We start from the raw sequence: 25514 nt of genomic DNA, 5'->3' as shown, positions 1-25514 counted from the left end.
ATACTTGGATCGTTACTGATGAATTTTCGTCTTCCGACGATAGCGCTGATCTGCCTGGCGCTGACTGCCTGTGAGCCTGCGACCGACAAGAAGCCGAGCCGATCCCGCGCCGAAACGACCGCGGATTTCATCGCGAGGTCGAAAAAGAATCTCGCCGCCGGAGCCGGCTACGCCGATTTTCGCAAGGCGGCGCTGGCGATGGGATGGGTGCCCCGCAAGAGCAGGCGCTGCCTGCACGGGGACTTTCAGGCCGGAGAAAAACAGCCCGGCGAAAACAAGTCGGCGTCGAATCCGTACTGCGCCGATATGCCGGAGTTGGGCGCGTTCGACGAAAACGGCAGCCATCTGGCGCTGTTCGGCTATCCGCGTTCGCCATGGAGGCTGCAGGCCGTGGTCGCCGGCGACAGCGAACGCAGACACGTGCCCGGCGATTCCTCCGGCTTCGTCGTGCTCAAGTGGTCGCTGGCGGATACTGCCGCAAATTGATCGGCTGCGACGGCATCGGCCTGCGGCGGTTCGATGCCGCCGACAGGCCGGTTGTTTCAGTGCGTATGGCCGCTGTGCTGCTTCACATAATTCGCCGCGAACGGATCGAGTTCCATATCGCCCAGATCCGCGTAATCGGTCTCGCGATAGTCGATCGTCGCGGTGAACGCCGCATCCGCGCTCACCCGCTCCAGCTTGCGCAGACGCAGTTCGTAGAGACCGGGTTCGCCGGTCTTGGCCTTGCGCTTGCCGGTGCGGTAGTACGCGGGCAGGGCGTCGGCTTCGATCCATTCCAGCGCTATCGGCTGGCCTTCGGCGCTTTCGCCGTTATAGCGCGCGGCGGTGGTGCCGAAGGCCTTGGTCTGGCCGTCGCGCTTGAGCGCCGTCCGCAGTTCGGGGTCGATCAGGCTGGCCAGTTGCGGCCACTGCGGCATCTGCCCGATGGTGCGCAGATCGCCGGGGGACCACGAAACGCTGCGCTGTTCCTTCGCGAACAGTTCCAGCCGCGCGATGCCGTCGGGCGTCTTGCGCCACAGCTCCACCGGTTCGCCCTGCATGCGGTATTCGATGCGGTCGGCCGAGCGCACCAGTACCAGGGTTCGCCCGCCCTTGGCGTCGCGGACTTGGTACTCGGCCACCAGCGCTTGCGAAGCGGACGCCGACGCTGTTGCGACAGCCGGCGCGGCGTACTTCGTATCGTCGCCGCTTTGCGTCGCTCCGCCGGCCCGCGAGGGGCCGGCGAACGCGAAGGACACCGCGATGGACAACGACAGCACTGCCAGCGTGGTCGATCCGCTGCGCATCACAGCTTGGCCGACTGCCGCGCCATGCCCGCGCGCAGGTCTTCTTCCATCAGCGGGGCGGCGATCGCGGAGCGGCCGCGGCCGTTGCCGCACTGGCCCAGCAGGGTGCACAGGAAGATGCTGGTGTTGCGCTGCGACTGCGCCATCACGTGGAAGATCGTGTTCTGCTCGACCACGCCCTGGAACGAATGCGCGCCGGGGCCGCGGGCGTAGATGGCGACGTCTTCCGCGGCGTGGGTTTCATCGCTCAGCGGCACGGTCGCTTCCTGCAGGTAATCCTGGTGCGTGGTGTCGATCGCGGTCAGGTCCGGACGCGCGTTCGGGCCGCGGTAGCCGGGGCCGTTGACGTAGCCCAGCGTGGTGTAGGGCTTGCCGTTCTTGTCCAGCGCCAGTCGGCCGTTGGTGACGACCTTGCCGAGGATGTCGTTGCCGCGGTCGGGATAGCCGGCGACGGTGAAGGTGTGGCTGTGGTCGGCGGTGACGATGATCAGGGTGTCGCGCTCGGAGGTCTTCTCCAACGCCTTGCGCACCGCGTCCGACAGCGCGATGGTGTCGGTGAGCGCACGGCTGGCGTTGCCGGCGTGGTGCGCGTGATCGACGCGGCCGCCTTCGACCATCAGGAAGTAGCCTTTGCGGCTGTTGGCTTCCAGCACGTCGATGGCCTTCGAGGTCATGTCGGCCAGGCTCGGTTCCTTGCCGCTGTCGTTCGGGCGGTCTTGCTCGTATTCCATGTGCGAGCGCTCGAACAGGCCCAGCAGATGGCGGGTGCGGCGCGGATCGACGGCGTCGAACTGGGCCTTGTTCCACACGTAAGGCGAAGCCGCGCGCGCGGCCCATTCCTGCGGCAGGTTGCGGCCGTCCTTGCGGCGGCCGGCGGCGCCGGCGTCTTCCGGATCGCTCACGGTGTTGGGCAGGAAGTAGCCGCGGCCGCCGCCGAGCGCGACTTCCAGGCCGTCGCCGTAGGGGAATTCGACTAACTGGCGGGCGATGTCCTTGCAGCCGTTGGCCTTGGCCTCGGCGGGCAGCTCGGCGTCGCTTTCCCAATCGCGGTTGGGCGTATGCGAATACGTGGCCGCCGGCGTGGCGTGGGTGATGCGCGCGGTGCTGACGATGCCGGTCGCAAGGCCCAGCGCCTCGGACAGTTCCAGCATGGTGACCACGCCCTGGCCGCGCGCGGAGGCGCAGTCGCCGTACTTGGCTTTCTGCGTGACGCTGAGCACGCCCTGGTTGGTCTTGATGCCGGTGACCATCGCGGTCATGGTCGGCGCCGAATCCGGCGTCTGGCCATCGACCGAGTAGGTCTTGGACAGGCTCACGTACGGCAGGCGCTCGAACGACAGCGAATGCTCTTCGCCGCTGCCGCCCTTGAGCTGGCCTTCGCGGATGCGCGCGGCGGAGATGGTGGAAATGCCCATGCCGTCGCCGACGAACAGAATCACGTTCTTGGCCTTGAACGGGCTCGGGCGCAGGTTGGCGCCGTCGCGCGCGGTCTGCGCGCCTTCCTCGAACCAGCGCTGCGCGCTTTCCTGGCGGGCCGGCGACTTGGGCGCGGCCTGTTTGGGCGCGGCCAGCACGGGCAGGGCGATGAGAGCGGTGAAGATGGCGCCGCCGAGAACGGTGGCGGCGACGGAATTCGGAGTCTGGCGCATGGAGGGCTCGGGATCGGGGGATCGAGGGAGCCACACTTTGCGGGACCCGCGTTTCAGTCGCATGACTGTCTGGGATCACAGCGCCGAGCGACGCCGCAGTAACGAGCGCGATGCCCATCGCACTGCGAATTCGCTGCAATGCGCAACGGATCGCGGGCTGTCCCGATGCGGCCCGGTTTGTTCCCGGAATCGTCCTCGTAAATCCTCATGCGCTTGTCTAGCGTGGGCTCGCAACACTTGGCGCGATCGAATCGGATCGCGCGAGACCGGGCCGGCATGCACTGGAACGAGTTCCGGCCGCGTCGCGACCGACGTCGTTCTCCCTGTGAGCGGCGGCGGTTCGCGGCGCGGCCTCCATGCGCGCGCACTCCGCGCGACGGTCACGCTGAACAGGGAAAACCGCGAAATCACTAGGGCTGTCCCCAGTATCACCGCACATCGCGACGCCCTAGGCTGTCCGCTTGAGTCACCGCCTGCGAGGACAGCGCCATGGTCATGATGATCGACGACCGCACTCCCTACATCTCGCCGCCGCCTCCGCCCCCGCCGCCTACGCCGCCGGAGTTGAAGAAGGCCGATCCGGCGCAGGCCAACGCCGCGATCAAGCAGATGACGCCGGAGCAGCAGGCGCAGCTGAAGACCGACGTCGAGGCGATGTCGGTCAGCGACCGCACCGATTTCGTCAACGATCTGGCGGCCAAGCTCGACGCGCCGCAGTTGCTGAAAGTCGAATCGGTGTTCGGCAAGGACGCGGTCAACGACGCGGTGGAAACGCGCAGCCCGGCGACGGTGCGCGAGGAGTACGCCAACCTGTCCGCCGGCAAGCCCGCCGACGATCCGGCGCCGGTGTCGAGCGTGCCGGTCGATCAGCAGGTCAGTCAGGCGCAGCAGGACTACAAGGATCAGGTGCAGGGCACCGGCATCACCTCGACCTATCAGTTGACCGAACTGGCCAAGGCGCATCCCAACGATCAGGCCTATCTGGGCGAACTGGCGCGGCTGTCGAAGGACGGCGGCGAACTGCAGGCTGGCGCCAGCACCATGCCGGGCAGTCTGTTCCAGAAAGACGCCTCCGGTAATTACAGCTGGGGCGCCGACGCGCAAGGCGACGCCCGCCGCGATGCGTTCGCCAATCTGGTCGATGCCGGCCTGCAGCGCGGCACGCTGAAGGAAAGCGACATCCGCAGCGATGCGGCGACCAATCCGGTCTGGACCGACGTCGCGCAGCGAATCGGCCTGTCGCAGGTCGGGCCCACCGACGCCTCGCGCGCGGTCGCGGACAAGGTCGATGATCTGAGCGGCGCGCAGAAGAGCGCGAAGGACGATGCGGCCAAGCTCGACAAGGAACTCGGCGGATTGTTGGCCGAAGCCGGCCCGCTGACGCCGCAGCAGCAGGCGAAGTTCATCGAGGCGTATCGCAACGACCCCGATCACAAGCCGACCTACGACAAGGCGATCCAGACCTCGCAGGCGCTCAACGATTATCTGGCGAGCAATCGCGACGCGGTGCTCGACGCCTCGGTGCGCGATCCCGAAGTAGCGCAGCAGGTCCACGATTCGGTCGTCGCCCTGGCCGAAAGCGGCCACGGCATCACCGCCCTGCAATACCTGGCCGATGTGCAGCGCGTTCCGGATTCGGCCCTGGGCGCCGCGTTCGCGAAGTTCACCGATCTCAACGGCGAGGTGCTGACCAACGCGTCGTCCTCGGCGATGGCCGAACTGCTGGCCAAGAACGACGGCAGCGTCAGCGCCGCGCAGGCGCAGTTCACCAACCTGATGGACGCCATCGGCAAGGGCGTGCCGGCGTGGGGCGGCTACAAGGATTTCAGCGAGGGGCAGAAAGTCCTCGACGCCTTCGCCAAGGGCGATTTCAAGGCGATCGACTATTACTCCAAGCTCTACAACGATGCCTCGCCGACCATGCGCGCGTTCGCCGGCGCGGGCGTGGTGCTCGGCGCGGTGTCGGCGACCGCGGCGGGCAAGGAAGGCGACTACGTCAACGCGGTCAAGGGCTATGCCCAGGCCGGCGAAAACGGCGCGCGCCTGATTTCCGGCGCGCTCAACGGCCTGGCCGAGAGCGGACGGCTGGCGCAGTACGCCGGCACCTTCACCGGCGCGGCCGGTTTCGCCGCGAAGCTGGCGCCCGGGCTGGGCCTGATCGCCAACACCGCCTCGTTCGTGCACAGCTTCGGCGAGGCGAAGGACGGCAACGTCGGCTACGCCATCGCCTTGTTCGGCGACACCATCGGCGTGCTCGGCAGCGCGCTTGAGTGCTTCCCGCCCACCGCGATTCCCGGCGCGATCGTGGCCGGCATCGGCGGCATCGTCTCCGGCGTCGGCGGCTTCGTCGGCGAGCTGATCAACGGCGGCGAACGCCGCGACGAGATCCGCGGCTTGTTGAAGGAGGCCGGCGTGGACCCGGCGATCATCGACAACATGGTCGCCAGCGGTTCCAAGCTGTACGAGATGACCAAGGACTTGGACATGACGCCCGAGCAGGTGCAGTCGTTGATCAAGTCCCAGCCGGGCATCGCGTTCTCGCCCGGACATGCGCAGGCCTTCGTCGATGCGGCCAAGGCCTGCGGCCTGACCGGTTCGGAAGTGCAGCCCTTCGCGGAGAAACTCGCGCAGGATAATTCCGAATTCGCCTGGGACCTGTTCAACCAGCGCAGCAACGCCAATCCTTCGCCGGAGCAGTATGCGCAGCAGTTGCGCGGCTTCGTCGAGAACCTGTATCCGGACGCGAGCGATTACGCCAAGCAGCAATCGCCGGAGTTGTTCGGCCAGGCGGCCGAACAGCGCGACGCGGCGGTGCGCGATTACGAGCGCGACGGCTTGAGCACGACTTGGGAAATGAGCCTGGGCAACGACCTCAAGAACAACAGCGACCCGGCCTACCGCGCCGAGATGATCGGCCGACTGCAGCAGGATGGTCGCCTGGAAAGCTTCACTCAGTTCATTTCCGGCTACGGCGATCTGTGGAGTGGCGACGCCCGGGCCGCGATCGGCGATGCGGTGAAGGCCGGCCGGCTTTCGCAGTCCGATGCGGACAATGCATTGAAGTACTTGCCCTGACCGCCGGGCCGACAGACCCAGGCCACAAACAGGCGCGTAAATTCGCCCCCTTTGAAAAAGGGGGGCTGCGCGCGACGAAAGCCCGAAGTACGGGAGCGCCCGCCGCGCGGGGGATTGGCTCTTCAACCGTACGCATGACGATGCCACAGGCCGGATCAACCACGGCCGCAGTGGTTTTTTCCCGGCCAGACGTTATCGTTCCCACCAGAGCACGCGACGCGAGATAGCGTCCGCGGCCATCGTAGGGACACGGCCATGCTGCGGATCGCATTATTGGAAGACAAGTTGACGATCGTCAGCGCGCCGGTCGGCGTCGCGGTCTACGACTTCGATTTCGAACTGTATTTTCGCTGCAGCCATCCGGCATTTTTCGAAGGCGACACCCCCTGCGTCCTGCGCGTCGGCGCGGTCGAGGACTATGCCGCGCAGTACCAGGAAAAGCTCGATTGGGGTTTGCGTCCGGTGAACACGCCCGAGCAGCACGAGCGGGCCAGCGAGTTGTCGGTGTGGTATCCGCTACTGACCGACATGACGCCGCGCACGCGGATTTTCGAGCAATTGCCGGACGCGACGGAGATAGAGCGCGAGTTTGCCTGGCCGATCTTCCTCAAGGGCTCGCGTCAGACCAACAAGCACAATCTGAAACTGTCGATCATTCGCGATCGCGGTCAATACGTATGGGCCGCTGAGCAATACCGCCGCGATCCGGTACTGCATTGGCAGCGGCCGGTCGTGCGCGAGTTCGTGCCGCTGCAGCCGGTAGCGGGCGGTATCCCCGGAAAGGTGCCGGCGTCGATGGAGTTCCGTAGTTTCTGGTGGCGCGGGCATTGCGTGGGGTGGGGCCGCTATTGGTATCAGGCGGCCGACTATGCCTGCGACGATATCGACACCGGACTCGCGCTGGCGCACGAGGCGGCGCGGCGTCTGCAAGTGCCGTTCCTTGTGGTCGATATAGCCAGGGCCGTGGACGGTCGCTGGATCGTCATCGAATGCAATGATGCGCAGGAATCGGGCTACGCCGCGGCGCCGCCCCGGGCGATCTGGAGCGCGATACTCGAACGGATCGAGCTGGCGCAGCCGGGGCAGGGCGCGGTCTGAACGTAATGCTTGGCAGACGTCTGCTGCGTGGGGTTTTCCCTAGCGGCGCCGCGTAAGCGCGCGTGGGAACATCCGCGCCGGATCACCGCCCGCCTTGCCCAGGAACACTCTGCAATGACCTACAAGCTCGCGCTCTACATCCCGCTGGCCGTAACCGCGGTAGCCCTGGCGCTGGCCGCCCTGGGCGTGTTCTTCATCAAGCGGCGCCATAAGCAGAAGCTGGCGCTGCGTTTTGCCTTCGTGTGTTTCCTGATGGCGGCGCTGGTCGGCGGGGTGATGGCGCCGGGGATGTTTCTCGATCGGGTGACGCTAGATGAGCGACGCCTGGAGCAGCCGCACGGGATCTGGTTCATGCCCGGCTACGGGCCGAAAGGTTTCGATCTGGCGCGGGTGCGCGAGATCGCGATCGGCGTGCGCGAACGCACGGCGCGGCGCGGCCGACGGGTGAGCGAGGAAGTGTGGACGGCAACCTACGAGGACGGCAGCACCGAGGCGGTGGTGGCCGGGGATCTGTGGAAGCACCACGATCGGGAGATCATCGAGCGATTGCGCAAGCGCGGCATCGTGGTCAATGATCTGCGCTGAGCCGCGCCGGCGATGTCCGCTTCGCCGATAACCCGCGCAAGACTTCTTTCCCGCGATATCGATCGAGTCCGCCCATGCGCGCCCATCATCTGCGAATGAAATACCTGCTGGCCGATTTCGCCGTCGGCGAACCGGTGGCCTTCGTCAACGCGTTCGGCGGCGAAGGCGGCGTGCAGGCCTTGCGCAAGTTCTGGGCGCAGGTCGGCGAGGATCTGCCCGAGGACGATCGCGTCGGCGAGGACGGCATCGCGATCGACCGCCTGCGCGTCGGCGAAGACGGGCCGAGCATGCTGATGTTGAGCCTGCCCGCGCCGCAGCAGCGCAACGAAGTGTATTTCCTCGCCGTTATCGTGCGCCCGCAGCCGGTGCGGGTGTTTTATCTGGAAAAATCCGTGCTGCCCGACGGCAGGGAGTTGACGATGATCGCCGAGCGCGACGCGCGCGGGCGCTACAACTGGGGCCCGGGCTGCGAACCCGATCCCAGGCAGTTCGCCGCGCTGTTGGCCAGCCTGCTGGCCACGCCCGATGCGCAGCCGATGTCGTTCTTCGAATTGCCGCTGCGCTGATCTGCGCGCGGTGGCGCCAGCGCCGGAACGCGCTCAGCGATTGGCCGCGCTTCTGGCCGCGTTCTTCGCCGCCATCGACATCGCCCGTGAGCCGGCCAGGATCATCCGCACCATCACGCTCATCTGTTCGATCAGCTCGGGGTCTTTCTCGCGCGGCATGTCCATGGCGGTGGCGCCCATGGCGAACACCAGGCGGGTGATCGACCGCGCGACCAGGGCCGGTTCGTACAGCGTGACCTTGTCGATCGCGGCCAGGCGGATCAGGTCGACCCGCAGCTCTTCTTCGAAAAACGACAGCTCGCGATCGACCGCGCGCTTGAACGCGTCCGAGCCGACCGTGCCTTCGCGCAGCAGTACGTGCAGCAGTTTGTCGTCGGCGCGCAGTTGATCCATGAACGCTTCGATCGAGCTGCGCACGATGCTGCGGCGCGCGGCCACGCGCTGGCGCGCTTCGCCGACGATCTGGCGCAGGGATTGTCCGGCGAGGTCGATCAGCGCCACCGCCAGTTCGTCGGTGTCGCGGAATTGGCGATAGAAACTGTTCGGGGCGATGCCCGCTTCGCGCGCGACCTCGCGCAGGCTCAGGCTGGACACGCTGCGGTGCGGTCCGATCAGTTTCAGCGCGGCGGCGATCAGGTCCTCACGGGAGATCGTCGCCTTGCGGCCCGGGTGCGTATCGGCGTCGATATCGGTATGGAGGCGTTGGCTCACGGATGGCTGGCGCGAAGACGGGCAGCGCACATGATACCTCTGTTACGGAATTAATATACGGTTGTGCACACACCTGTGCGGATATGTGTATAGTTCCGGCTATGAACGCTGCCATCCGCCCCTCCACCCGCCGCCCCCAGAGCCGTCTTCGACGGCTCATCGCGCCCCTGGTGGCTCCGCAAGTCTTTGATTTCTGGGCCTCCAGGCTCCATCCGACCTGGTCCTGGGAGCGCTCGCTGGCGCGCATCGTCGGCCGCAGCGAGGCCTCGGCCGACGCGGTGACCCTGCTGCTGGCGCCGAACCGGCACTGGCGCGGCGCCCGCGCCGGTCAGCATCTGATGGTCGGCGCGCGTATCGATGGTGTCCTGGTGCAGCGCAGCTACAGCCTGTCGCACGCGCCGCGCGGCGACGGCCGCATCGCCATCACGGTCAAGGCGATCGAGGGCGGCAAGCTCAGCCGCCATCTGCACGGCGAGGCCAAGGTCGGCGACGTGCTGGAACTCGGCGCCGCTTTCGGCGACATGGTGCTGCCCGAACGCGTCGATGGCGCGTGGCTGTTTCTCGCCGCCGGCAGCGGCATCACGCCGTTGATGGCGATGACGCGCGAACTGGCCGCGCAAGGCATGCCGGCGCCGCTGACCGTGTTGTATTGGGCGCGTCGCCGCGAAGAATTATGTTTCGTCGATGAGCTGCGCGAGATCGCGGCCCGGCATCCGAATTTCCGCGTGCGCTTTCTGCTGACCCGGCAGGAGCCGCGCGACGACGACGAAGACGCCGGCCGCATCGATCCGGCGCTGCTGGCCAGGCATGTCGGCGATCTGTCCGCGCGTCAGGTCTATGCCTGCGGCCCGGGCGGTTTCGTCGTGCAGGCGCGCGAGTCCGGCGCCGCGCAGGCGCGCGCCTTCGCCGCGGAAGCTTTCACGCCGCCGCCGCGCACGCTGGAAGAAAGCGGCACGGTCGAAGTCCTGCTCGCGCGCAGCGGCCGCACCGTGGAACTGCCGCGCGGCGAGTCGCTGCTGACCGCGCTGGAATCGCAAGGCCTGAAGCTGCCCTCGGGTTGCCGCATGGGTCTGTGCAACACCTGCTCGTGCGGCAAAACCTCCGGCACCACCCGTCATCTGCACACCGGCGATGTTCAGGCCGAACCGGTGTCTTCGCTGCGTCTGTGCGTGAACAGCGCGACCAGCCACCTCGTCCTCGATCTGTGATCCGCTCATGACCACTGCCCGCAATCGTCCGCTGACCCCGACCGAACTCGACCGCTTCGGCGAAGAACTCGACGCGCTGCGCGCGCGCACCGTCGCCCAACTGGGCCGGGTCGATGCCGACTACATCCGCCGCGTGGTCGCGGCCGTGCGCTACATCAGCCTGTTCGGCCGCCTGCTGCTGTTCGTCGGCGCGATCGGCGGTGCGTTCGTGTCGTGGCTGTTCTGGCCGGCCTGCATCGCCGGCACGGTGTTGCTGGGCCTGGCGAAGATCCTGGAGAACATGGAAGTCGGCCACAACGTCATGCACGGCCAGTACGACTGGATGCGCGATCCGCACCTGGACGGCAAGACCTACGAGTGGGACATCGTCGCCACCGGCGACAACTGGCGCAAAACCCACAACTACATGCACCACACCTGGACCAACGTGCGCGGCATGGACGACGACATCGGCTACGGCCTGCTGCGTCTGTTCCCCGAGCAGCGCTGGCGCGCGTTCTATCTGCTGCAGCCGTTCATCGCGGTGGTGTTCGCGATCCTGTTCGAGTGGGGCGTGGCGATCCAGGAACTGCGCGTGGGCCGCTGGCTGGCCGGCAAGACCACGCATCGGGCGATGTGGCGCAAGTTCGCGCCGGTCGGCCGCAAGATGGGCAAGCAGTTGCTCAAGGACTACGTGCTGTTTCCGGCGCTGGCCGGGCCGTTTTTCCTGCCGGTGCTGATCGGCAACCTGATCGCCAACGTGATGCGCAACATCTGGACTTACACGGTGATCTTCTGCGGTCACTTCACCACGGATGTGGAAGTGTTCCCGAAGGAATCGGTACGCAACGAGTCGCGCGGGCATTGGTATCTGCGCCAGTTGCGCGGGTCGGCGAATCTTACCGGCGGCAAGTGGATGGATCTGATGACGGGCAATCTGAGCCATCAGATCGAGCATCATTTCTATCCGGACATTCCGGCGCGGCGCTATGCGGCGTTGGCGGTGGAGGTTCGGGAGATCTGCGGGCGATACGGCCAGCATTACGATACTGGTTCGCTGCCTAAGCAGTTCGCGCAGGTGATTTGGCGGATCTTGCGGCATGCGTGGCCTAGCCGGCCGGGCAAGCGGCGGCCGCTGGTGCGGGCTGAGGCGGTTGCTGAGGCTTGAGGGCGACAGCAACAGCTCAAATCCCCCGCATCCGCTTCGCGGATGCTTGCCCCCTTTTCTAAAGGGATGGGACGAGTTGAAGCCGCAAGGCCTGCGTAGGTAAATCGACGCGTCATATCAGCGCGTCTGCCTGCAGGCCTCGAGGATTCGCGGCGATCGGTTCCCTTTGAAAAAGGGGGGGCAGGGGGGATTTGCTCTTAACTCTCCAAGCGCCGATCAAGCCGCCCGCTTGTACCGCACCGCCTCATCCAAAGCGACCTCGCCTAGAAACCCGCCGCTGCTGCGAGCCGGCTGCTGCTGTTCGATCGCATGCGCGAAAACCACCGCCGGATCGGCCTGCAGCTTGTCGTACAGGCGCTGCAAGTTCGGATAGTCGCGACGATCGACGACCTCGTGATACTTGGTCCAGCGGGCAATGCCGACGAAATACGCATCGGCCAAGGTGCGATGTTCGCCCAGCAGCCAGGGCTTGTCGCCGAGCATGCGCTCCAACTCCTCATGCGCCCGCACCACGCGGCCGCGACCGTATTCGGTCAGCGCGGCCTTGGTCGCCTCGTCCACTTCGTGCTCCAGAACATGCCACAGCGAGGCGAAGGAATTGAAGAAGGTGGTGTTGAGGAAAGCGAGCATGCGGTTGAGTTCGTCGAACTCGCGCGTGCCCTGCCGGTAGGCGATGCCGCTGGCGACGGCGTTGGCGCCGATGTGGTTGAGGATGGCCATGCTTTCGACCAAGGCGTCGCCCGACTCGGTCAGCAGCGCCGGGGTTTCGCCGACCGGGTTGATGGTGCGGTAGGCGTCGGTGTGGATCATCTCGGGCATCTCCACTCGCGCCAGCCGGTAGGGCAGGCCGGACCATTCCAGCGCGACGATGGAGCCGAACGAGCAGCCGGAGGGGACGCCGTAGTAAAGGATCGGGGACATGGGGTTTCCTTCTTAAGTGAGTGAGCCGGGACACAGGCTGTGTGCGTGTCGCGGCGGTGGAGTCACTGTAAGTTCGTGGACTTTGGCTGTGTAGTCGGGGAAAAGTGGACTCAAAGTCCACGCTTGTGTACTTTGCGGGCATGCTCAATCTCAACGATCTGGTCTTGTTCGCCGCCGCGGTCGAGCACGGCGGCTTCGCCGCGGCCTCGCGCCGGCTCGGCGTGCCCAAGTCCACGGTCAGCAAGCGGGTGGCGGCGCTGGAGGAGGAACTCGGCGTGCGCCTGATCCACCGCACCTCGCGCAGCTTCACCCTCACCGACACCGGCCGCGACTTCCACGAGCACGCGCGCGCGGCGCTGATCGAAACCGAGGCGGCGGAGAACATCGTGCGCCGCCGCGTCGCCGAACCCAGCGGCAAGGTCCGCATCACCTGCGGCGTGCCGACCGCGCAGGACTATCTGGCCGAACATCTGCCGGCGCTGGCGCGGGCGTATCCGCGCCTGCATGTGCAACTCGACGTCAGCGATCGCTGGGTCGATCTGGTCCAGGAGGGCTACGACATCGGCGTGCGCAGCCACTTCGCGCCCTTGCCCGATTCGGGCCTGATCCAGCGTCAGGCGCTGGTGGAAACCATCGTCGTGGTCGCCGCGCCGGCGTATCTGGCGCAGCGCGGCGAACCGCAGCGGCCGCAGGATCTGGCCGGGCACGACGCCCTGCTGACCGGCCTGTCCGGACGCACGGCGTGGACGCTCGAAGACGCGGCTGGCGCCCGCATCGAGGTCGAGCCGATCGCGCGCATGACCGCCAACGAAGGCCGCGTGCTGTGCGCCGCCGCGGTCGCCGGGCTCGGCGTGACGGTGTTGCCGCAGCGCATGTGCCGCGACGAACTCGCAGACGGCCGCCTGCGCCGGGTGCTGCCGCAATGGAGCGCGGGACAGGTGACGACGACGCTGGTGATGCCGCATCGCCGCGGCCAGTTGCCCGGTGTGCGCGCGACCGTGGAATTCCTGCTCGATTGCCTGTCGCGGCGGTGATGCCGCGACGCGAGCGTTCGCGGTCGCGTCGTTGCCGGTTCACGCATTACTTGCGAACGAATGCGCGCTGCGTGCACCGCTCTACTCGCGCATCGCGCCTTCGGTGATCAGCAACAGCACGCTGCTGTCGGCGTCCAGGCCGTGCGCATCGCGCAGGGCGGGATCGGCGGTCGCATGCAGCAGTCCGGCCCATCCGGCGGCGCCGGACGCGCTGCTGTCGGGCCCGCCGCCGGCGCGCAACAGCGCGGGCGCGGCCGACAACTGGGCTTCATCGACGCTCAACGCGCTCACCCGGTGCCGCTGCAGCACGGCCAATGCCGAGGCCGAGGCCAGACCGCACGAAAGCATTTCCGCGCAGGTGTCCAGGTCGCCGTCGATCCGCACCGGCGCCGCGCGCGCCAAGGCGTGGGCGAGGCAGGCGGCCGATCGCGGTTCGACCGCGACGATGCGCGCAGGCAGGCGCAACTGCGCGTGCAAGCCTTCGGCCATCGCCGCGGCGAGTCCGCCGACGCCGGCCTGCACGAAGACGTGGCTGGGTCGTTCGTGCGCGCGCTCGCGCAACTGCGCGTGCAGTTCGCGCGCGATCAGGCCGTAACCGGCCATGACATCGGCGACCACTGGATCGGCCGGGTCGGCGCTGGTATCGGCGATCAACACGCCGTCGCCGCGCGCCGCCGCGGCGTGCGCGGCCAGCACTGCGTCGTCGTAGCTGCCGTCCACGCGCACCACCTCGCCGCCGAGCGCGCGGATGCGCGCGGCGCGCGCCGGCGACACCGCCGCGGGCAAGTAGACGCGCGCCGCCGCGCCTGCGCGCTGCGCTGCCGCGCTCACCGACAGGCCGTGATTACCGTCGCTGGCGCAGATCAATCGCGGCCTCGTTGCGCGGCCGCCGCAAGCCTGACGCAACTGCTCCAGCGAACGCGCGCCGGTCAGCCGGCTCAACGCGCGCAGGCCGGCGACCATGCCGCCGAGAACTTTGAAATTGCCCAGCGGCCGTTCGTTCTCGGCCTTGGCCAGCACGCGCCGCACGCCGCAGTGTTGCGCCAGTTCGGGCAGATCGAGCAGTCGGGTGGGGCGATAGTCCGACCACAGTTGCGCCGGGTCGTTGAGCCAGGAGTCGTTCATGCCGCCAGTGTGGCGGCGCCGCCGCGCGCTTGCGCCGCATCCCGGGGCCGCGCGATGCGAAAAAACCGCGCGATCGCGCCGCCGTGCGCGCAGCTCAGTCGTCTTCGTCCAGCGATACCGGAATCGTCAGCCCGCGCTTGACCAGGCTGAGCGCGACATTGGTGGTGAAGCGCTTGATGTTGGGGTTGTCTTCGACCATGCGGATCATCAGCGCGTCGAAGTTCTCCGTATCCGGCGCGGTCATCACCAGGACGAAGTCGGCCTCGCCGGTGACGTAGAACACTTGCTGCACCTGATCCTGCGCGGACAGCCAGCGGCGCAGTTGCGCCAGCAGTTCCGGGCGCTCGCGCTCGACCTGCAGCGAGACGATGAAGAAGGTGGGCTTGCCGATCTGCCTGGGATCGAGCAGCGCCGCCTGGCGCACGATCACCCCGTCCTCGCGCATGCGCCGCAGGCGGCGCTGGATCGCCGAGGGCGACAGCGCGACCTGTTCGGCCAGGCGCTCGGCGGTCTGGCCGGCGTCTTCCTGCACCAGATTGAGCAGTTGGCGATCGAAGCGGTCGAGTTTCATGCGCGCATCTTAAATCCAGGCGTCGGCGAAAAATCACCCAGCGCAGGCGGCAGGCGCGGAAAAACCGCGTCCGGCGCCGTCGCTATGCGGCGCAAACGCGCGCCGGCGCCGTTAGCCTTTCCGCCTCCCCCCGAGGTGCCGTCATGGATGCTCCCAAGCTGGATTCGGCCGAGTTGGATTTCGCCGCGCTGCAAGGCCATGTCGATGGCCTCTGGCAGGAGCGCATCCTGCCGGCGCTGTGCGACTACATCGCCATCCCCTGCCAGTCGCCGGCCTTCGATCCCGATTGGGCCGCGCACGGCCATATGCAACGCGCGGCCGACCTGATGACCGCCTGGGCGCGCGAGCATCTGATCGCGGTGCCCGGCGCCAGCATCGAAGCGTTGCAGCTGCCCGGGCGCACGCCGCTGATCTTCATCGATATCCCGGCGCATGGCCGCGGTGCAAGCGATGCGCCGGTGCTGATCTACGGTCATCTGGACAAACAGCCGCCGATGCCGGGCTGGGCGCCGGGGCGCGATGCGTGGACGCCGGTGTTCGAAGGCGATCGCCTGTACGGTCGCGGCGGCGCCGACGACGGTTATGCGATCTTCGCCGCGATCGCGGCATTGCTCGCCTTGCGCGCACAGTCCCTGGCGCATCCGCGTTGCCAGATCCTGATCGAGGCCAGCGAAGAATCCAGCAGCATCGATCTGCCGGCCTACATCGAACAACTCGCGCCGCGCCTGGGCCAGCCTGCGTTGATCGTCGCGCTCGATGCCGGCTGCGGCAATTATGAGCAACTGTGGACCACGACCTCGCTGCGCGGACAGGTGGCCGGCACCCTGACAGTGCGGGTGCTGGATGAAGGCGTGCATTCCGGCGATGCGTCCGGGATCGTGCCGTCGAGTTTCCGCATCGCCCGGCAGTTGTTGTCGCGGCTGGAAGATCCCGCGACCGGCGAGATCGTCGCCGACTTCCACGTCGAGATCCCGCGCCACCGCCGCGAACAGGCCGCGATGGCGGCGGCCGCATTGGGGCCGGGGTTGCTCGAAAGCTTTCCGTTCCACGCGCGGACACAGCCGGTGCAGGACGATCTGTGCGAACTCGCGCTCAATCGTTCTTGGCGGCCGCAATTGGCGATCACCGGCATCGACGGCGCGCCGCGCGTGGCCGACGCGGCTGCGGTGATGCAGCCGTTTACCGCGCTCAAACTGGGCCTGCGCCTGCCACCGACTCTGGACCCGGACGCGGCGGCGAAACGCTTGCAGGCCTTGCTCGAATCCGACCCGCCGTATCGCAGCGACGTGCGCTTCGAACTGGATTTCGCCAGCCGCGGCTGGCATGCGCCAGCGGCGGCGCCGTGGCTGGCCGAGAGTCTGGAGCGCGCCTCGCAACGCGCCTTCGGCCGCGCCAGCGCCCTGATCGGCGGAGGCGGCGGCATTCCGTTCCTGGCCATGCTCGGCGAGCGTTATCCGCATGCGCAGTTCCTGGTCACCGGTGTGCTGGGCCCTCAATCCAACGCCCACGGGCCGAACGAATTCCTGCACCTGCCCACCGCGCGCCGGCTCACCGCAGCCTTGGCCCAGGTGCTGCACGATGCCGCGCGCACCACCCACGACACGGCGCGAACCGATAGCCTGAGCGCCGTCGCGTAGCGCCTTGCGCCCCTCTTCCGCTTTTGCAAACTCATAAGGTTCGCCATGCAACTGCTCTATCAAACCCACTCGCCGTATGCGCGCAAGGCGCTGGTGTTCGCGCACGAGGCCGGTCTGGCCGATCGCATCGAGGTCGTGCATCACGAGACCAGCCCGACCCTGCGCAACGAAACGGTCTATGCGCAAAATCCGCTCGGCAAGGTGCCGGTGCTGATCCGCCCCGGACAAACGCCGATATTCGATTCGGACGTCATCTGCGCCTACCTGGACACGCTGCACGATGGCGCGCCGCTGATTCCGCGCGACGGCGAAGCGCGTTGGCATGTGCTGCAACTTCAGGCGCTGGCGCAGGGGCTGGCCGACTTCGGCATCAAGGTGCGCTGGGAAACCGTGCGCCGGCCCGAAGCGCTGCGCTATGAGGCGCTACGCACGGGTTACACGCAAAAGCTGATCGAAAGCTACGATTGGCTGGAACGCGAACTCGATACCGACACGGCCGTGCACGTGGGCCATATCGCGGTGGCGACGGCGCTGAGCTGGCTGGAGTTTCGCGAGCTGCCCGATTTCCGCGCCGGCCGGCCGCGACTGAGCGCGTGGCTGGATGCGTTCGAGCGTCGCGAATCGATGCGGGCGACGCCGCTGTCGGGCGAAACCCAGGACTGAGCGGGGCCCGCGCCGGTCGTGGCGCGAACAACAGCGCCGGCAACCGATCCTAGCGGCCGGCTTCGTTTCCAGCGGCCGCATCCAGATGCGACAGCGAGCGTTCCGGCGGCCCGAACAACTGCCCGAACACGCCGCGCAGCCCGCGCGCGCGCCAGGCATCGCGGAACATCGCGATCCATTCGTGGAAGGTCAGCCGGATCGGATTGTGCCCGCGCACCTGGCCGACGATGCCGTATTCGCACGGCACCTGTTCGTCTTCTTCCACGTAGGTGCCGAACCACTTGTCCCAGACGATCAGCACGCCGGCGTAGTTGCGGTCGATGTACTTCGCATTGCGGGCGTGATGCACGCGATGGTGCGAGGGCGTGTTGAAGATTTTCTCCAGCCAGCCCAGCTTGCCCACCGCCTGAGTGTGGACGAAGAACTGGAAGGCCAGATTGATCGCCACCACCGCGACGATGTGCTTGGGCTCGAAGCCGATCCAGGCCAGTGGCAGCCAGAACAGCCACATGCCCGAGATCGGGTAGGTCAGGCTCTGGCGGAACGCGGTGGACAGGTTCAGGCGTTCGGAAGAGTGATGGGTGACGTGCGAGGCCCACATCCAGCGGATGCGGTGGCTGGCGCGATGGAACCAGTAGTAGAAGAAATCCTGCGCGAGGAACAGCGCGGCGATGGTCCACAGCGAGGCCGGCGGCAATTCGAACAAACGGTGTGCGTACACCGCGTAGTAGATGCCGATCACGATCAGCCACGCGACCGCGTCGCTGGCCTGGTGCATCAACGCCAGCGCCGCGTTCGACAAGGTATCGCGCAGGCTGTATTGATCGGGCCGGCGCTTGCGCCAATACCACGCCTCCAGCGCGATCAACAGCAGGAACACCGGCGCCAGCGCCAGCAGAATCCAGTCCTGCATCAGCCGCGCTCCTTGCGCCACGCGCCTTCCAGGCTCTGCGCCATGCGGTCCAGGCAGCGCCGCATCGCCGCGCGCATGAAGCCGCGCAGCAGCGGCGCGGCCAGCGGCCAGGCCAGCGCGCTGGTGAGTTCGAATTCGTAGCGCCACACCACCCGCGTCGATTCGCTGCCGTCGTCGTGTTCGGCTTCGAAGCGCCAATCGGCGTGGCCTTCGCGCGCCAGCCACGACAGCGGCGGGCGCAAGCCGCTGAGCACATAGGCGTGGCGGCGCGGCGGATCGAGCACGGTGATGCGCTCCATCAACTTCGAGCCGTCGCGGTTTTCCAGCGCGCGCAGACTGCCGACCGCGGCCGGCGCCAGCGGCGTGATGCGCTTGAGTCCGGGAATCGGCCCGTAGCCTTCGAACAGCGCCGGGAAGCGTTCGCTGTCGAGGGCGAGGGCGAACACCGCCTCGGGCGCGGCGGCGATGCTGCGTTCGGCGGTGAGGGAAAGGCGCATGGCCGGAGTCTAGGAGCGGCTCAGTGGGTTGTCCACACGCTTGCGTATGTTTTGCGGGGCGCCTAGTCGGGCTTGCGTTCGGGCTTGAGGCAGCTCAGGCCGCGCAACAGACGGCCGGTGTGACCGTCCCGGTCAAGACGTCCGACGCATCGTTCGCCGTCGCGGCCGAACACGACCCCGGGGCTGATCCACTTCACCGGGTTCTTTTGGTCCAGCGGAATCAGCATCGGGCAATTTCTTATCGTGGCCGCGCACAGGCGGCGCTCGGGAACGTCGGGCCGGTCTGCGTGCAACACGATCACATCGCCCGATCGGCGCCAACTGCCGTACGAAAACGAATCGCGCGGACAGATATCGCGCCACGGCCGGCTCACGTAACGTCCGGAATCGAGCAGGCGCAAGTCCTCGCCCATCAGCAACCCCCCCGTCCAGTTCTGTCCGGGCTGCATGTACGGACTGGCTTGCAGCACGAACACCGGCGCGGCGATGCAGACGGCCAGGGTCGTCGCCATGAGGGAGAACACGAAGGCTTTCGAGGCGAGCATCGGCTGTCACCTGTGATCCGATGGGTTGATCCTAACGTCAGCGAAGCCGGCTTGCCTGTATCGGGACATCCGCCAGAACAAGGCGACCGAGATGTTCTGTTTCATGTTCGACACTCTGAATCGGGAACCGGCCCTGCGATCGCGCGCGCCGCGCCCGTCGATGCGTTCGCGCTGGGCGGCGATCATGGGGGGGCTTTCAACCATAGCGTAACGGCGCGCATCTGTTGGGGCAGACGCTGCGAGCGCGCCGCCCGATCCGGCCGCCGCGGCGCTGAGCGTTTCATGCGATCGGCACCACCGCCTGTTCGCATCCCAGTCGGGGCGAAGTTGCGGCCGTGTCGTCGATCATCGTTGTTGCACGGGCAGGTACTGACTTTTGTCGCCGTACCCCTGGGCCTTGCGATCGATGTTGGCGCACAGACGGCCGCTGCACAGGGTTAGATCGGCGCTGTTGATCGCTTTGAGTTTGTCGGCCGCGATCTGGTTGTCGCGAATCACGCCGGCATAGTGCGTGGACAGCCAGGCGCCGCCGGCCAGCAGCAGCCCCATGCACCCGATAAGCACGGCGGAGGTTTTCCAGAGCAGGTTCTTGTGCAGAGCTTCCATGCGCTGCAGCTGCTGAGCGAGCGCCTGCGACCCGTTGCCCAAAAGCGCGCCGGCTTGGCTCAAGCGCTTTTGATAATCGTCAACAGGCTGTTCCAGGCCGCTTTGCAGTTTGCCCATCAGTGCGCCAGGCAGATGGCTCAAGGTGGCGTCGGCCGATTGCCGGACGGTCTCCGGAAGCTGCAGCGACAGTGTTTTCAACTGTTGCGATAATGCGCGCTGCTGGTGTTCGATCTGGGTGCAGTTGCGTTCGAACTGTTCCATGAGCGTGGCGGTCGCGCTGATCAGCTCGGTCATTTCCTGCTGGTCCATGTGGGGCATTTCTCCTTTGGCGAACGGTCACGGCAAGTTTCAGCGAGGGCGGGCGACTCAGCGCGAGCGGCCACCGTGACTATGCGATGCGGCTTGCTGCTGCTCGCGTTGTTGCTGCTGTTGCGCGACCAAGCGTTCGGCCGCTTGCTGTTGCTCTTGCCGATCGACGGTGGCGACGGCCTGTTGGCGCAGTTGTTGCCCGGCATCGTGGTTCGCGGCGGACTGGGTCATCGCGCGGAAAGTTTCCCGATCGCCGGAGGCATGGGCCTGAGTCATTTGTTTGACGAAGGCCAAGGGGTCCCTGCTGAGCAGCGCGGTGCCGGCGCCGACTGCAGCGGCTTTGGAGTGCAGGAAGTCGCTGATGCTGTCGGCCGCTTCGTACGCCTTCTTGCCGACGTTCTCCCCGACCTGCGTGGCCTTCCGGCCGACGCTTTCGCCCAGTTCGGCGGCCTTCTTGCCAAAGTGCTCGCCTGCCTCGATGGCTTTCTTCCCGGCATAAACGCCCAGATCGACCGCTTTCTCGCCGGTTTCGATGGCTTGCTTTCCGACTTGCACGCCTAGCTCGGCGGCCTTCCTGTCGGCCTTCTCGTGCAGTTCAAGAATCTTCTCGCCGGTGTCGACGACCGCCTTGCCGGTCTGTACGCCGGTCTCGACAGCTCTTTTGGCAGCCTTCTCGTGCAGCTCGACCACTTTCTCGCCGATTTCGACGGTTTGGGTGATGCCGCCGCGCAAGTGGCGAACATCGTCGCGGTACTTGTCGATCATCGGCTCGTATTGCTTAGCCAAGGCCTGGGTCCTGGGATCGCTGAGGACGGAGACATCCTTGTTGCCGGCGCCATCAACGTTAAGGAAGTTGTCCATGTTGTGCGAGGTGCCCTTGGTTCCGGACAGCACCGCCGCCACGATCGGAGCGCGATGCAGGGCGTCGGTCGAAAGGCCTTCGTGGTTGTTGTAACCGGCGGCTTTCAGACTGCTGATTTCTTCCGGCTTGGCGTAGACGCGAACCTGGCCGTAATGCGGACTCGCGGCGCTGACCGCATCGCCGGCCATGACGTGATTGACGAAGCGGTTGCCGCCTTCGGGCACGCCGTAGTCGAGGCTGGCGGCGCCGTAGGGATTGAAGGCTTCGCCGCGCAGGCCGAATTTGTGCGCGGTGGCCTGGGCCAGGCCGCCGCCTAGGGAATGGCCGGTGGTGGTGACTTCGGGGATATGGCCGTATCTACGAACACTCTTTTTTGCGTGGTCCAATGCGTGCCTAGTCAACTCCAGCGCGTCATCGATCTGGGGATTGACGCCTTTGGTCACCATGCCGCCGTCTGCAATGAGGCCATCTCTCTTGGCCTCGCGATCGAATTCGGTGCCGCGATGCGCCACCACGATCTCGCCGGTATCCACGCGCTGGTAGATGGCCCCCTGGTAGCCGGACGGGCGATCCATGGATTCCAAGACCTTGTACGTTACACCTTCGCGTTCGAATTTATCGCCGACGAGATGGTGAATTTGGCCTTTCAGTCCGTTGTGCACTTCGCCGTAGGAATGCGATGCCAGATGGGCGTACTGCTGGGACGTGATGGTCATGACTTGGTTGCCTTTGGAGCGAGAGAGACAGTGAACAGTTCGCTGTCTCGCAGATGAGTCATGGTCGAGCGTTCGGTTTCCCCGAAATTAACCGGATGTTCCAGGCTCGTGATCTCAGTATCTAAATAGTCCGCCCTTACGAAATAGGTGGCTTGAGCCTGCTGCGCTTCCAATTGGTTCAAATCGATACTAGGTATGAACCGAGTTTCACCTTTCGCTCCCGTAGCCATCAGATCCGCGCGAGCCTGGATCAACTTCCAGCGACACACGCCACGACCGTAGTAGTCCTCATCGATCATTTCATCGAGGTGCACCAGGCCGGTGTATTCGGTGTCACTGACCCGAGTCCAGGCAATCGGGATGTGATGGACCGGTATCGGCCAGGGCATGCCACCGTTCTCGCTGGGAGGCGGTAGACATTCCGGCGTCACCACGTCGAATTGCACGATGCCCGCGACTGACTTGAATGGGCCTGGAGCATTGGCGATGGTCAGGGTCAGCAGGTAGGCCTGCTTGGGGTGCGGGTTCTGCTTGAAGTCGGGCATGATTTTCTCGTGCGAGGAAGAGCTGCAAGCGGACAAGAGCAGCAACAGACTCAGGCCAATCCACAAAAGGTGTTGTCGCATATCCATTCCTTGAGACGCCTCGCGTTTTTAGGCTCGTCGCAGACATCGCCAACGTCGAGCCGGTCACTTTGGAAATTCGAATTTGATCTCGTCTCCGGAACGGAAGCTCGAACGTGGAAACTCGCCAGGTCGAAATCCTGGATAGGACGCTTGTAAGGTGTCGTTTGAAATCCATCGGATCTTCAGCTGCTTGTAGTCGTACGGAGCTTCGAATCCGGCAATCGGATCAGTGACTGTGCTTGCTTCCATTGGGGGGACGCTCATCACGTGTACCGAGGTAAAACACATCCCTGGGGCGCCCTGTGATTGTTCGAGCACCGCTTTGTGTTTTCTGTCTGGGGAATAGACAGTTCCGACATGGCCGGTCTCGCATCCGCATGAAGCCAGCATGGTGAAAAAGCCAAGGAGCAGTAATTTCTGGATTTTTTCATTATTGCTGTCCCTTGGCGCAGAGGTAAGCCTCGATGGTCGTTGCCCGGGCTGTGGGTTCTGCTCAAGCCACTGCGTGGCTCTACCGGCGGACGGGCGAAAGTCGCATGCGGTCAAAGCTGATGACGGGTTCAGCATCATCCATGAGCGGTGTCGGCGCATATCCAGTCCTTGAAGCGGCTGGGTTCGAGGCTACGTCCTGTGGACGCGACCTTCAAGGTTGAATAAATGTGCCCGAAGACCGAGCGGCTTAACCGCCGCGATTCAACTGTGCCGAAGACGGATGAGCCGTCTCAGTGCGACAACCACCGCGCCACCAACGGCGGCACCGTCTCCACCGCGGTGCCCTGCAGGAAGCGGTAATAACGCGGCACCTCCTGCAGTTCGGGCGACACGAATACGCGCTCGGCGGTGGGCGGGGCGTAATCGACCAGGCCCGCGGCCGGGAATACGGTCAGCGAGGTGCCGATCGCCAGCACCTTGTCGGCGTTGGAGAAATGCTGCGCCGCCTGCTCCAGGTGCAGGACGCCTTCGCCGAACCAGACCACATCCGGACGCAACTGGCTGCCCAGTTCGCACAGATCGCCGATCTCGATCAGCGGGCCCTTGAGCGTGTAGATGCGCGATTGGTCGGCGCTGCTGCGCGCCTTGAGGATTTCGCCGTGCACGTGGATCACGTGGGTGGAGCCGGCGCGCTCGTGCAGGTCGTCGATGTTCTGCGTGATGACGACGACGCTGTACTTGTCCTCAAGCCGCGCGATGGCCTCGTGCGCGGCGTTCGGGCGCGCGGCCAGCACGGCCTTGCGGCGCTCGTTGTAGAAACGCAGGACCGTGGCGGGGTCTCGCTCGAATGCCTGCGGCGAAGCGACGTCCTGCAGACGATACTCGTGCCACAGGCCGCCCATGTCGCGGAAGGTCTTCAGGCCGCTTTCGGCGCTGACGCCGGCGCCGGTGAATACGACGATGTTCTGTTTCATGTTCGACACTCTGAATCGGACGCCGGCGTCGCGATCGCGATCGCCGCGCCCGCCGGTGCGGCCACGCGGGGCGGCAACGATTGCGGCGGATCTTTCAACCATAACGCAACGACGCGCATCTGTTGAGGGCGGACGCTGCGAGCGCGCCGCCCGATTCCGGCCGCCGCGGCTTCGCGGCCGGTGCTTATCATCGACACCTCACGAGTGGGAGACAGGAATGATCGCTTATCTGCTGGGCATGGTCTTGGGCGCGGCGCCGGCAACGGCGGCCGCCGCAACCGCGACGGCGCCGCCGGCCGCCGCGTCCGTCGAGCCCGCCGGCAGCTGGGTGGTTCGCGATGTCACCGTTATTCCGGCCGATACCGATGAAGTGCTGGCGCATCGCACGGTGCTGATTCGCGACGGCAAGATCGCGCGGATTCTGCCGCCCGGCGCGGTGGCGAAGGTCAAGGACGCGTCGGTGGTGGATGGGCGCGGCAAGTTCCTGGTGCCCGGTTTCGTCGATGCGCACTTGCACTTGGCCACCGAGGGCGCGATTCGCGGCAGCAAGGACGCGACGCTGTCCGGCCTGGATCTGGGCCGCGACCATCGCTACGACCGCCAGGTGATGTTGAGCCTGCTCAAGGCCGGCGTTACCGGCGCGGCCAATCTGGGCGGCAGCGTGAGCAGCGATGACGACCTGTTGTGGCTGCGCGGCGAAATCGATGCCGGCCGCATCGACGGGCCCAAGCTGTACGTTGGCAAGCTCATCAACGGCCCGCGCGCGGCGGTCGCGGCCAAGCCCGAAGGCGCGGTGCCGGCGTCGAAACCCGAGGCGCCGACCACCGCCGCCGACGGCGTCACCGCGGTGCGCCGCGCGCGCGAACGCGGCTACGATTTCATCAAGCCGTATCAGTTCCTCAATCGCGAAACCTATCTGGCCGTGGTCGAAGAATCCAAGCGACAGGGCTTCATCACCACCGGCCATCTGCCGCAACTGGGTTGCGGCACCTGCGCCGATCGCGATTTCACCTTCGCCCATCCGATGACCAACGTCGCCCACATCGAAGAGCTGGCGCGCTTCGCCCGTTTCGGCAGCGATCTGGCGCCGAAGGACATCGACGCGCTGGCGCAGGCGATGGTCGATAGCCGCATGTCGGTGTCGCCCGGCCTGATCACGCTCAAGACCATCGTCGGCATGTACGTGCAGCGCGAAGTGCCGCCGGTTCCCGGCGAATGGCTGAAACTGGTCGATCCGGTCACGCGCCGCGAGTGGGCGCCGCCGGCCAACCGCTATCTGAGCCAGGCCTTCCGCGATCAGGAGAACGCCGACCGCTTCTCGGCCGGCTACGACTTCGGCCGCGTGCTCGCGCGCGAGTTGTGGAAGCGCGGGGTCGGCTTCACTGTCGGCACCGACGCTCCCTTGCCTGGGCTGCCGTTCGGCGTGTCGGCACAACAGGAAATGATCGAACTGCGCGAGATCGGCCTCAAGCCGGTGGAAGTGCTGCGCGCGGCCTCGATCAACGCCCATCGCCTGTTCGACCCGGGCGCCGGCAGCGGCGCGGTGCGCGAGGGCGAACGCGCGAACCTGGTCTTGCTCAACGCCGATCCGCTGGCCGATGTCCAGAACGTGGCGAAGATCGACGGCGTGTTCGCGCAAGGGCGCTGGCTGTCGATGGAACAGATAGATCGCAAGCTGGCCGAAGGGGAAGCCTTCCAGCGCGACCTGGAGCGGCAGTTGCAGGCGCGCAAGCCGGCGGCGCCGTGAGCCTGGCG

General features: G+C 66.2%; 25 protein-coding genes. 11 read left to right on the top strand and 14 right to left on the bottom strand.

What is annotated here, in order from left to right; genetic code table 11:
* Positions 1-18: 18 nt before the first annotated feature.
* Positions 19-486 (top strand): hypothetical protein, encoded by a 468-nt coding sequence (locus tag LG3211_RS19815; RefSeq protein WP_057944333.1) that lies wholly within the window; start codon positions 19-21, stop codon positions 484-486.
* A 56-nt stretch (positions 487-542) separates the two neighbouring features.
* On the opposite strand, the gene LG3211_RS19810 is transcribed toward LG3211_RS19815, so the two are convergent.
* Both LG3211_RS19810 and LG3211_RS19805 read right to left on the bottom strand, forming a co-directional pair.
* Positions 543-1289 carry a hypothetical protein gene (locus tag LG3211_RS19810; protein WP_057944332.1) on the bottom strand — a complete coding sequence of 249 codons (747 nt, stop codon included), beginning with the start codon at positions 1287-1289 and terminating at the stop codon, positions 543-545.
* Entirely contained in the window at positions 1289-2938 is a 1650-nt protein-coding gene (locus LG3211_RS19805) for an alkaline phosphatase family protein (protein WP_083512685.1), read from the bottom strand. The genes LG3211_RS19810 and LG3211_RS19805 overlap by 1 nt, the downstream gene beginning before the upstream one ends.
* Positions 2939-3427: 489 nt before the next feature.
* Between LG3211_RS19805 and LG3211_RS19800 the strand changes: the two genes are divergently transcribed.
* The 4 genes from LG3211_RS19800 (at position 3428) to LG3211_RS19785 (ending at position 8262) form a co-directional block, all read left to right on the top strand.
* The gene (locus LG3211_RS19800; RefSeq protein WP_057944331.1) at positions 3428-6013 is read left to right on the top strand and encodes a hypothetical protein; all 2586 of its coding nucleotides are present in this window, start codon (positions 3428-3430) and stop codon (positions 6011-6013) included.
* A gap of 255 nt (positions 6014-6268) precedes the next feature.
* Positions 6269-7111 carry an ATP-grasp domain-containing protein gene (locus LG3211_RS19795; protein ID WP_057944330.1) on the top strand — a complete coding sequence of 281 codons (843 nt, stop codon included), beginning with the start codon at positions 6269-6271 and terminating at the stop codon, positions 7109-7111.
* Positions 7112-7225: 114 nt separating this feature from the next.
* A complete protein-coding gene (locus LG3211_RS19790) occupies positions 7226-7696 on the top strand; it encodes a hypothetical protein (RefSeq protein ID WP_057944329.1) in 471 nt (156 codons plus the stop codon).
* Between the two features lie 74 nt (positions 7697-7770).
* Positions 7771-8262 (top strand): hypothetical protein, encoded by a 492-nt coding sequence (locus LG3211_RS19785; protein ID WP_148649030.1) that lies wholly within the window; start codon positions 7771-7773, stop codon positions 8260-8262.
* A 33-nt stretch (positions 8263-8295) separates the two neighbouring features.
* Here LG3211_RS19785 and fabR read toward each other — a convergent pair whose 3' ends face one another.
* Positions 8296-8973 (bottom strand): HTH-type transcriptional repressor FabR, encoded by a 678-nt coding sequence (gene fabR / locus LG3211_RS19780; RefSeq protein WP_386816087.1) that lies wholly within the window; start codon positions 8971-8973, stop codon positions 8296-8298.
* 101 nt (positions 8974-9074) lie between these two features.
* On the opposite strand from fabR, the gene LG3211_RS19775 reads away from it, so the two are divergent.
* Together LG3211_RS19775 and LG3211_RS19770 are read left to right on the top strand one after the other, a co-directional pair.
* Entirely contained in the window at positions 9075-10181 is a 1107-nt protein-coding gene (locus LG3211_RS19775) for a ferredoxin reductase (RefSeq protein WP_057944327.1), read from the top strand.
* 7 nt (positions 10182-10188) lie between these two features.
* A complete protein-coding gene (locus LG3211_RS19770) occupies positions 10189-11328 on the top strand; it encodes a fatty acid desaturase family protein (RefSeq protein ID WP_057944326.1) in 1140 nt (379 codons plus the stop codon).
* 216 nt (positions 11329-11544) lie between these two features.
* Here LG3211_RS19770 and LG3211_RS19765 read toward each other — a convergent pair whose 3' ends face one another.
* Positions 11545-12249 carry a glutathione S-transferase family protein gene (locus LG3211_RS19765; protein ID WP_057944325.1) on the bottom strand — a complete coding sequence of 235 codons (705 nt, stop codon included), beginning with the start codon at positions 12247-12249 and terminating at the stop codon, positions 11545-11547.
* Between the two features lie 140 nt (positions 12250-12389).
* On the opposite strand from LG3211_RS19765, the gene LG3211_RS19760 reads away from it, so the two are divergent.
* Positions 12390-13283 (top strand): LysR substrate-binding domain-containing protein, encoded by an 894-nt coding sequence (locus tag LG3211_RS19760; RefSeq protein ID WP_057944324.1) that lies wholly within the window; start codon positions 12390-12392, stop codon positions 13281-13283.
* Positions 13284-13364: 81 nt separating this feature from the next.
* Here LG3211_RS19760 and LG3211_RS19755 read toward each other — a convergent pair whose 3' ends face one another.
* A complete protein-coding gene (locus LG3211_RS19755) occupies positions 13365-14408 on the bottom strand; it encodes a pyridoxal-phosphate dependent enzyme (RefSeq protein ID WP_057944323.1) in 1044 nt (347 codons plus the stop codon).
* A gap of 94 nt (positions 14409-14502) precedes the next feature.
* Positions 14503-14979, bottom strand: coding sequence for an Lrp/AsnC family transcriptional regulator (locus LG3211_RS19750; RefSeq protein WP_057944322.1), 477 nt, complete (start codon positions 14977-14979; stop codon positions 14503-14505).
* Between the two features lie 143 nt (positions 14980-15122).
* Here LG3211_RS19750 and LG3211_RS19745 point away from each other — a divergent pair, with 143 nt between their 5' ends.
* Complete coding sequence (locus LG3211_RS19745; protein WP_148649029.1) at positions 15123-16616, top strand: M20/M25/M40 family metallo-hydrolase; 1494 nt, start codon at positions 15123-15125, stop codon at positions 16614-16616.
* A gap of 45 nt (positions 16617-16661) precedes the next feature.
* The gene (locus LG3211_RS19740) at positions 16662-17279 is read left to right on the top strand and encodes a glutathione S-transferase family protein (RefSeq protein WP_057944321.1); all 618 of its coding nucleotides are present in this window, start codon (positions 16662-16664) and stop codon (positions 17277-17279) included.
* 49 nt (positions 17280-17328) lie between these two features.
* Here the strand turns inward: LG3211_RS19740 and LG3211_RS19735 are convergent, their stop codons facing one another.
* The 8 genes from LG3211_RS19735 to LG3211_RS19700 form a co-directional block, all read right to left on the bottom strand.
* Entirely contained in the window at positions 17329-18192 is an 864-nt protein-coding gene (locus LG3211_RS19735) for a sterol desaturase family protein (RefSeq protein WP_057945618.1), read from the bottom strand.
* On the bottom strand, positions 18192-18689 hold the full coding sequence (locus LG3211_RS19730; RefSeq protein ID WP_057944320.1) for an SRPBCC family protein: 498 nt from the start codon (positions 18687-18689) through the stop codon (positions 18192-18194). The genes LG3211_RS19735 and LG3211_RS19730 overlap by 1 nt, the downstream gene beginning before the upstream one ends.
* Before the next feature lie 62 nt (positions 18690-18751).
* Complete coding sequence (locus LG3211_RS19725) at positions 18752-19234, bottom strand: hypothetical protein (RefSeq protein ID WP_057944319.1); 483 nt, start codon at positions 19232-19234, stop codon at positions 18752-18754.
* Between the two features lie 345 nt (positions 19235-19579).
* Positions 19580-20149 carry a hypothetical protein gene (locus LG3211_RS19715; protein ID WP_057944317.1) on the bottom strand — a complete coding sequence of 190 codons (570 nt, stop codon included), beginning with the start codon at positions 20147-20149 and terminating at the stop codon, positions 19580-19582.
* Between the two features lie 57 nt (positions 20150-20206).
* Positions 20207-21727, bottom strand: coding sequence for a Tle-like phospholipase domain-containing protein (locus LG3211_RS19710; protein ID WP_057944316.1), 1521 nt, complete (start codon positions 21725-21727; stop codon positions 20207-20209).
* On the bottom strand, positions 21724-22272 hold the full coding sequence (locus LG3211_RS19705; protein WP_148649028.1) for a hypothetical protein: 549 nt from the start codon (positions 22270-22272) through the stop codon (positions 21724-21726). The genes LG3211_RS19710 and LG3211_RS19705 overlap by 4 nt, the downstream gene beginning before the upstream one ends.
* Positions 22273-22416: 144 nt before the next feature.
* Positions 22417-22944 (bottom strand): hypothetical protein, encoded by a 528-nt coding sequence (locus LG3211_RS25950; RefSeq protein WP_148649027.1) that lies wholly within the window; start codon positions 22942-22944, stop codon positions 22417-22419.
* Between the two features lie 131 nt (positions 22945-23075).
* Positions 23076-23759 (bottom strand): SIR2 family NAD-dependent protein deacylase, encoded by a 684-nt coding sequence (locus LG3211_RS19700; RefSeq protein WP_057944314.1) that lies wholly within the window; start codon positions 23757-23759, stop codon positions 23076-23078.
* Between the two features lie 217 nt (positions 23760-23976).
* On the opposite strand from LG3211_RS19700, the gene LG3211_RS26540 reads away from it, so the two are divergent.
* Entirely contained in the window at positions 23977-25506 is a 1530-nt protein-coding gene (locus tag LG3211_RS26540) for an amidohydrolase family protein (protein ID WP_057944313.1), read from the top strand.
* Positions 25507-25514: the final 8 nt, after the last annotated feature.

The organism is Lysobacter gummosus (genome assembly GCF_001442805.1).
GTDB classification, from domain to species: Bacteria; Pseudomonadota; Gammaproteobacteria; order Xanthomonadales; family Xanthomonadaceae; genus Lysobacter; species Lysobacter gummosus.
The sequence above is the reverse complement of the archived record's forward strand: the minus strand, read 5'-3'. Positions and strand labels throughout refer to the sequence as shown.